6 protein-coding genes are annotated in these 8,093 nt (G+C 65.7%); 1 reads left to right on the top strand and 5 read right to left on the bottom strand.

Annotated features, from left to right (window positions below):
* Positions 1 to 107 precede the first annotated feature (107 nt).
* The 5 genes from pdxH to dinG all read right to left on the bottom strand — a co-directional run bounded on the left by pdxH (position 108) and on the right by dinG (position 7,621).
* Positions 108 to 755, bottom strand: a complete 648-nt coding sequence (gene pdxH, locus CC207_RS17850) for a pyridoxamine 5'-phosphate oxidase (RefSeq protein ID WP_028692126.1) — start codon at positions 753 to 755, stop codon at positions 108 to 110.
* Between the two features lie 19 nt (positions 756 to 774).
* Positions 775 to 1,752: an OmpA family protein gene (locus CC207_RS17855; RefSeq protein WP_028692127.1), complete on the bottom strand. Its 978-nt coding sequence runs from the start codon at positions 1,750 to 1,752 to the stop codon at positions 775 to 777.
* A 99-nt stretch (positions 1,753 to 1,851) separates the two neighbouring features.
* A complete protein-coding gene (locus tag CC207_RS17860) occupies positions 1,852 to 2,997 on the bottom strand; it encodes an EstA family serine hydrolase (protein WP_028692128.1) in 1,146 nt (381 codons plus the stop codon).
* Positions 2,998 to 3,166: 169 nt separating this feature from the next.
* Positions 3,167 to 5,395: a beta-galactosidase gene (locus tag CC207_RS17865; protein WP_088852503.1), complete on the bottom strand. Its 2,229-nt coding sequence runs from the start codon at positions 5,393 to 5,395 to the stop codon at positions 3,167 to 3,169.
* Between the two features lie 81 nt (positions 5,396 to 5,476).
* Complete coding sequence (gene dinG, locus CC207_RS17870) at positions 5,477 to 7,621, bottom strand: ATP-dependent DNA helicase DinG (protein WP_088852504.1); 2,145 nt, start codon at positions 7,619 to 7,621, stop codon at positions 5,477 to 5,479.
* Positions 7,622 to 7,719: 98 nt separating this feature from the next.
* On the opposite strand from dinG, the gene CC207_RS17875 reads away from it, so the two are divergent.
* The coding region (locus CC207_RS17875; RefSeq protein ID WP_088852505.1) for a CopD family protein at positions 7,720 to 8,093 on the top strand (374 nt) is incomplete at its 3' end.

Genomic DNA, 8,093 nt, shown 5'->3' on the forward strand with positions numbered 1-8,093 from the left:
GATCGGTTCATCAGGCCGACCTGGTGAAAGTCAGGGCCTGCCTGACGGCAGGCCGTTACCGGCCCGCACACAAAAAATCTGACACTTCCCTTTGCAGCCCCAGCACCTCAGGGCGCCAGGCGCTCGCGCAACCACTGGCCATCGACCAACCGGAAGTTCAGCCGGTCGTGCAGGCGACTGGCTCGCCCCTGCCAGAACTCGACACGCTCCGGCACCAGGCGGTAGCCGCCCCAGTGTTCCGGGCAATGCGGTTGCGTATCGGAAAAGCGCGCCTCGGTGGCCTTGACCAGCCCTTCCAGCTCCTCACGGTCAGCAATCACCCGGCTCTGCGGCGACGCCCAGGCGCCCAGGCGGCTGCCCAGCGGGCGTACCTGGTAGTAATCGTCCGACTCCTTGGCCGTGACCTTTTCCACCCGCCCTTCAATTCGCACCTGGCGCTCCAGCGCCGGCCAGAAGAAGGTCATGGCCGCGAACGGGTTCACCGCGATGTGCTGGCCCTTGGCGCTTTCGTAATTGGTGAAGAACGTGAAGCCTCGGGCATCGAGGGCCTTGAGCAACAGTACCCGGCAATGCGGGCGGCCGTCGGCGTCGACGGTCGCCAGGGTCATGGCGTTGGCTTCCACCGGCAGTTGTTCGGTCTTCACCGCATCAGCGAACCAGTGGTGGAACAGCGCGAACGGCTCCCCCGGGGCCTGGGCTTCGGCCAGGCCATCACGGGTGTAGTCGCGGCGCATATCGGCCAGGGATTGGGTCATGACTGCGTTTCCTTGACGATCAGTTGGTCTTCGCAGGGCTGTTGGCGGCGACTTTCTTGTCGGTGGCGGCCTTCTTCGCGGCAGGTTTGGCCGGAGCGGCTTTCTTCTTCGCGCTGGTGCTGGCCTTGGCCGGCGCCTTGGCCTTGGCGGCCGGCTTTTTCGCAGCTGGCTTGGCAGCGGCCTTGGCGGCTGGCTTGGCCGCCGGAGCCTTGGCATCCTGGGTGGCGACCATCGCCGTCGGGGCTGGCGCCGGGGCGGCCTGCTGGTACTTGGCCAGCAGCGCGACCATGGTGTTCTGCGGGGTCAGCAGCAGCTCGACGCGTCGGTTCAGGGCACGGCCCTCGGCGCTGTCGTTGGCGGCGCGCGGCATCACCGAGCCCATGCCCTTGAGCATCAGGCGGTCACGCTGCAGGCCGCTGAGACGGAAGATCGCCGACACGGAAGCTGCGCGCTCGAGGCTGAGCTTCTGGTTGGCGGCGGTGGCACCGCTGCTGTCGGCGTGGCCGAGGATCAGCACCGCGGTCTTGGTGTCGGTCTCAATGGCCTTGGCCACCTGGGTGATCGGGCCGAGGGTGACCGGCAGCAGCATGTTCGGACGGTCCGGGTTGTAGGCGCTGTCCACCGGAATGGTTACCGCCAGCACATCTTCACGACGTTCGAGTTCGAACTTGCTGCCCTTGATCGCTTCGCGGACCTTCGGTTCGTACTGGTCGAGCCAAGCCTGGGTGGCCTTCTGGTCGATCTTCGGAACCGCCGCGACCTTGTCTTTTTTCTCGTCGCTACCGAACGGCCACCACCAGCGGCTGGCGCTCTCGGACTTGGCATCGGCCTTGGCGACGTTTTCGACGACAGCCTCCTTCACTTCCTTGTCGGCGACCTTGTCCGAACCAAAGGGCCACCAGTTCAGGCCACTGTCCTTGGAAGCGTCCTGGGAGTGGCTGGCGCAGCCGGTCATGGCCAGGCACAGGGCGAGTGCTAAGGTTTTATGTGAAGACATCAGCGATACACCATGAAATAGAAAGAAATTTTGCCCATACCCATCAGGCGTTGGCATTGAGGATAGTCAAAGGGTCCGGTCAATACCCGCGTTACCCGATCAAAGGCAACTGCCAAGGACACGCACCAGGCGTTGAGCGCGCGGGTCCATCAGTACATAGGGGCCCAGGGTATTGGTGACGAAGCCAAAGGCCACGTCGTGTTCGGGGTCGGCAAAGCCGACCGAGCCGCCCGCGCCGGGATGGCCGAACGCCCGCGCGCCAAGGCCGAAAGTGGCGTTGGCCACTTCTGGCTGGTCGAGCATGCAGCCCAGGCCGAAGCGGGTCTGGGTCAACAGGGTGCGGTCCTGGCCGAGGCTGTGCTCGCGGGTCAGTTCGTCAAGCAGTTCGGACTCCAGCAGGCTGCCGTCGAGCAGGCCGGCATAGAAGCCCGCCAGGCTGCGGGCGTTGCCGTGGCCATTGGCCGCTGGTTGCTGCATGCGCCGCCATTCGGGCTTGTTGGTGCTGGTGAGGATTGCCGGAGGGTTGGTGAAAGCCCGGGTCGACAGGGCCTCGGGCTCGCGCATCGTGACCTGCAGCAGGCGCTGGGCCGCGGCATCGCCGGGGTTGCCCTTGCCGCGGGCGATATGCGCCACGCGGTGGAACGCGTCGTCGGCCAGGCCGACATGGAAATCCAACCCCAATGGCCGGGCGGTGCGGGCCACGATCGAGTCGCCCGGGCCGCGACCGTCGGCGCGGCGGATCAACTCGCCGATCAGCCAGCCATAGGTGATCGCCGCGTAACCGTGTTCGCTGCCGGGCGTCCACCAGGGCGCTTCGGCGGCCAGGGCATCGACCATGGCCTGCCAGTCATACAGCGCCTCGGCCGGCAGCAGCTCGCGGATGGCCGGCAGACCTGCGCGGTGGCTGAGCAACTGGCGCAGGGTGACCTGCTCCTTGCCAGCCTGGGCGAACTCCGGCCAGTAGCGCGCCACCGGCGCATCGAGGGCCAGCTTGCCCTCGCCCACCAGTTGCAGGGCGGTGACGGCGGTGAAGGTCTTGGTGCAGGAGAACAGGTTGGCGATGGTGTCGCTGTGCCAGGCCTCGCGGCCGTCCTTGTCGGCGCTGCCAGCCCACAGGTCGACCACGGTCTCGCCGCCGACCTGGATGCACAATGCGGCACCACGCTCCTGGGGATCCTCGAACAACGCGGCGAAGGCATCGCGCACCGCCTCGAACTTCAGCTCATAGTGACCCTGGATCTGCACCCGACTACCTCTCTGTACGGCCTGGCTTGCAAAGGGGTGCATTGTTTCAGTAGTTGGGCGATTTGCAAACTGGATATGGCTGGGTGGTTGTCAGGGGTGTCCATGTTCCCTGGTGGGACGCTATCGCGGGGCAAGCCCGCTCCCACAAAAGCGCTGCCAGGGACAGCGCTCATTTTTTGGGAGCGGGCTTGTCCAGCTCGGTGCGTAGCTGCGTGAGGCTCTGCAGGTTGCTCCGGCGCACCGCTTCGACGAAGCCCGGGTAGCTCACGTCGGTGATGGCCACCAGGCCCAGGTGGCCGTTCTCGCCGTCCAGCAGCCTGCCGCTGGCCGGTTGGTCGAGATACTGGAACCAGTGCGCGCCAACGATCATCGGCTGGGCCATGGCGGCCTTGAGGAAGTTGGCATAGGCCGGCCCGCGATCTTCCTCGCGGGCGACTTCCAGCGGGCCTGGCCAGAACGGACCGCGATCGCGGGAGCCGAACTGGAACTCCGAGACCAGCACCGGCTTGTCCAACTCGGCCAACCGGACGAAGTCGTAGCCGTCTTCAGGCTTCAAGGTATAGAAGTTGAAACTCAGCACATCGCAGAACCTGGCGCAGGCCTGCACCGCTTCAGGCGTGCTGACCGCATAGCGACCGCCCAGCAGCAGATGGTTGGGCGCATGCCATTTCAGGGCATCGGAAATGGTCTTGAAATAGGTTTCGGCGAACACCTGCTGGAAATACTGGTAGTCGCGCTCGATTTCCGGGTGCTCCGGATTGGGCAATGGCGCCTCGAACCCTGGGTCTTCCATCAGTTCCCAGGCGGTCAGCTCGATCCCCCAGGCCTTCGACAACCCTTGCTGGTTGCGGTATTTGTCGCGCAACTGCTTGAGGAAGGCACGCTTGGCCGGCACATCGGTGGTCAGGCGCAAGGTGCCATAGGCCAGGCCGTAGCGTGCCTTGGGATCGTCGCCGGGGGCGGTCCAGGCCAGTTCGTTGTCGGCGAAATAACCGATCAGCCAGGGGTCATCGCGGTGATCCCGGGCGGCGATGGCCACGGCGCGCTCGGTGGCCATGGCGAAGCGCGGGTCGAACGGGTCGGGCATGCGACCCCACCAGTCCATGCCAGTGCTGATGCTGGCGTAGTCACCGACGATCGACAGCGGCAAGGTGTACGGCAGGCGCCTGGCCTGGCCGAGCGCCGGGTCGCTCCAGTTGCCGAGGGTGTTGAAGCCCCAGGCCTGCAGGCGATCGAGGGTGTGGGCCTGCCAGCGCTGGGCGTCCAAGGCCGGCGCCGGGCAGGCCGTGCCATCCTGCGGACAAGGCTTGCCGTAGGTGCGCTGCAGGTTGGCCGCATAGAAATCGAACCAGCGCCCTTGCTTGAAGCCCCGACCCTGGGACGAGGCATTGCCGTCATCATTGTTTCCTTCGCCGTAGAAGGCGGTCATGGCGTCGCCCTCGCCCGGCAAGCCCTTGAACATGCCTTCGCGACCGGCGACATAGGTGCGCCCGCCATCGGCGGCAACGGCATTGACGCCGAGCGAATAGAACGGATGCCCGTCGGGCGTCACCAGGTACCAGCGCCCGTCGCGCTTCTCGGTGCGGAAGAAGCCCTTGGCTTCGAAGGCCGGCCCCGCGAGCAGGCCGCCATAGGTGTCCAGCTTGAGCTTGTCGCGCTCAGCCAGCCAGGCCTTGAGTTGTGCCTGTTCACGGTTGTCGGCGGCCTTGAGCTGCTCATCGCCGACGATCTTCTCCGGCCAGCGGCCCCGAGTCGACTGCCCATAGGCATCGATCAATTCGCTGTAGGCAGCCTTGAACGCCTGGTCGTCATCCTGCAGGCCGACTTTCTCGATCAACAGGCTCTGGGCTACCTTGGGGCCGGGAATGCTCAGGCTGATCGAAGTGACCTGCGCCAAGTCCACCGCGCCTTCACTGCTGGTCAGTAGCAGGCGTTGTCCCTCGAAAGTCCAGGGCATCGGTGGCCCGGCGCGCATACCCTGGCTCAGTGGTGAACTGGCCTTGAGCGGAATCATCACGGTCTGCGCGGGCCCGGCCGGCAGGTCGATGCGGCTGGTGAGGGTACGCCCGTCGCTGCTCTGCACCGTTACATCGACAGTCAGCGCCCAGTCCATGCCACTCTGCAGGCGCAGGGTCAGTGCCTGGCCGGCGCTCCAGTCCCACGCTCCGCCTTGTGGCGCGAGGCGCAGGGTCGGCTGCGCCACCGGGTTGAACACCACCCGCCGCAACACTTCGCCTTCGGCTGTCTGTTCCGCGTTGTACTGCGGCAGGTTGGCGTCCTGGGTGACGACATTCACCACCGAGGCCGGGCGCACGAAGCTGAACAGCGTCTGTTGCCCGGCCAGCAAGGGCGCACTGAACAACAGGGAGAACACGACAGGCAGGGTGCGGCGGATCATAGGGCGGTGACTCTCCTTCGGAGCCCGTCATGGGCTCGCAATCGAGTAATGGACAACGGGTCTAGCATCTTGCTCCGGCGCTCAGCCGATTTCCCGTCGGAAGGGTGGCAGTGCGTTGAGAATAGCCTTGCCGTAGCGTTGGGTGACCAGGCGTCGATCGAGCAAGGTGATGACGCCACGGTCCTGCTCGGTGCGCAGCAACCGACCACAGGCCTGGATCAGGCGCAGCGAGGCGTCGGGCACGGCGATTTCCATGAACGGGTTGCCGCCCCGGGCTTCGATCCATTCGGCCAGCGCGGCTTCAACCGGGTCATCCGGCACGGCGAAGGGAATCTTGGCGATCACGACGTGCTCGCAGTAGGCACCCGGCAGGTCGACGCCCTCGGCAAAGCTGGCCAGGCCGAACAGCACGCTGTGTTGGCCATCGTCGACCCGCGCCTTGTGCTTGTTGAGGGTCTCCTGTTTGGACAGGTTGCCCTGGATGAGCACCAGCTTGCGCCAGTCGCGGTCCAGGCCATCGAACACGTCCTGCATCTGCTTGCGCGACGAGAACAGCACCAGCGCGCCACGGGCATCCTCGACGATGGCCGGCAGTTCGCGGATGATCGCTGCGGTATGGGCGGTGGCATCCCGTGGGTCGGCGCCCAGGTCGGGCACTCGCAACAGCCCGGCGTCACCGTGCACGAACGGGCTGGGCACCACGCATTGCACGGCATCGCGGGGCAGGCCCGAACGCATGCGGAAGCGGTCGAACTTGCCCAGGGCGGTGAGCGTTGCCGAGGTCACCAGAGCGCCATAAGCGACGTTCCACAGGCTCTTGCGCAGCATCTCGGCGGCCAGGATGGGGCTGGCGTTGACTTCGATGTCAAACAGCGCGCCGCTTTCAGCCAGGGTCAGCCAGCGGGCCATGGGCGGGTTGTCTTCCGGATCTTCGGCGGTGAACGCGGTCCACAGTTCCCAGTTGCCCTGGGCGCGGGTCACCAGGCTGCCGAACAGCGGGTACCACTCCTCGGCCTGGTGGCTGGCGATACCAATGTTGTTCTCGCCATCCATGCCTTCCTTGAGCAGGTCGGCCAGGCGGGTAAACAGGTCGTTGAGGCGGGCAAAGCCTTTCTTGAGCTCGATGCCGACCTCGCGGATCTGCTCAGGTACCACCCCGCCTTCGAAACGGTAGCGCGGACGGTCACGGCCTTCCATGTCCTCGCCGGCGCGGAAATCCGCCACCTGCTCGCAGAGGGTGAACATGAACTGCTGCTGGGCGCGGACTTCCCGCGCCAGCTCCGGGACCTGCTCGATGTACTTGCCAAGGTCGCCCGGCAGCGGATGCTGGGCCAGCAGCTTGGTCAGGTTCTTGGCGGTCTGCTCCAGCCAGTCGGCGGTGGAGCGCAGGCGCGAATAGTGGGCGAAGTGGCCGATGGCCTTGTCGGGCAGGTGGTGGCCTTCGTCGAACACGTACAGGGTGTCGCGCGGGTCGGGCAGCACGGCGCCACCGCCCAGGGCCAGGTCGGCCAGGACCATATCGTGGTTGGTGACGATCACGTCGACCTTGCCCATGCCTTCACGGGCCTTGTAGAACACGCACTGCTGGAAGTTCGGGCAATGCCGGCCGGTGCACTGGCCATGGTCGGTGGTCAGGCGAGCCCAGTCCTGGTCCTCGATGGTTTCGGACCAGCTGTCGCGGTCGCCGTCCCAGCGGTTGCCGGCGAGCTTCTCGATCATGGTGTTGAACAGCTTCTGGCTGCGCTCGTCAACCTCGATGCGAAAGCCCTCTTCCTCGAACAGCTGGGCGGTGGCCGACTGGGCATGGCCTTCCTGCAGCAGGACGTCGAGCTTGGACAGGCACAGGTAGCGGCCGCGGCCCTTGGCCAGGGCGAAGCTGAAGTTCAGCCCGCTGTTGCGCATCAGGTCGGGCAGGTCCTTGAAGACGATCTGCTCCTGCAGGGCCACGGTCGCGGTGGCGATTACCAGGCGCTTGCCAGCAGCCTTGGCGGCAGGGATCGCGGCCAGGCTGTAGGCGACAGTCTTGCCGGTACCGGTGCCGGCCTCAACGGCCACCACGGCGGGCTCGCCGGCACGGCGGCCGTCGTCGTCGCAGGCGATGTCGCCGAGTACCTTGGCCACTTCGGCGATCATCAGGCGCTGGCCGTAGCGTGGCTTGAGGCTTTTGGCTTCGAGGAAACGCGAGTAGGCGCCCTGGATGGTGGCTTTGAGTTCGTTGCTGATCATGGTCTGCAGGCGCCCGGAGGGCTGGATATATTTTCAGTGTTTCGCATGGGCCGGCTATCATACCCCGCTATTGCCCTTTGTGCCGCATGGAGATCCGGATGCTTGCCTTTGCCCTGCCCTACACCTTGCATGTCCTGGCCGCCCTTGTCTGGGTCGGGGGGATGTTCTTCGCCTGGCTGGTGCTGCGGCCGGCAACGGTTGCCGCGCTGGAGGGGCCTGCGCGGCTGCGGTTGTGGGTGGAGGTTTTCCAGCGGTTCTTCAGATGGGTCTGGCTGGCGGTGGCGGTGTTGGCTGTCAGCGGGGTCGGGATGATTCACCTGCGGTTTGCCGGGTTCGAGACCGCGCCTCGTTACGTGCAGGTGATGATTGGCGGGGGGATTGTCATGTTTGCGTTGTTCATGCGGATTCAGTCTTTGTTGCTGCCTGAACTGCGGACGGCGGTGGAGGCTGGGGATTGGGCTTCGGGGGCTGG

The sequence above is a fragment of the Pseudomonas sp. DrBHI1 genome (assembly GCF_002205115.1).
Lineage (GTDB): Bacteria > Pseudomonadota > Gammaproteobacteria > Pseudomonadales > Pseudomonadaceae > Aquipseudomonas > Aquipseudomonas mosselii.

What these genes read in the sequence shown, in the direction of transcription:
- pdxH (WP_028692126.1), bottom strand. Translation starts at nt 755, where the DNA reads ATGACCCAATCCCTGGCCGATATGCGCCGCGACTACACCCGTGATGGC.
- CC207_RS17855 (WP_028692127.1), bottom strand. Translation starts at nt 1,752, where the DNA reads ATGTCTTCACATAAAACCTTAGCACTCGCCCTGTGCCTGGCCATGACC.
- CC207_RS17865 (WP_088852503.1), bottom strand. Translation starts at nt 5,395, where the DNA reads ATGATCCGCCGCACCCTGCCTGTCGTGTTCTCCCTGTTGTTCAGTGCG.
- dinG (WP_088852504.1), bottom strand. Translation starts at nt 7,621, where the DNA reads ATGATCAGCAACGAACTCAAAGCCACCATCCAGGGCGCCTACTCGCGT.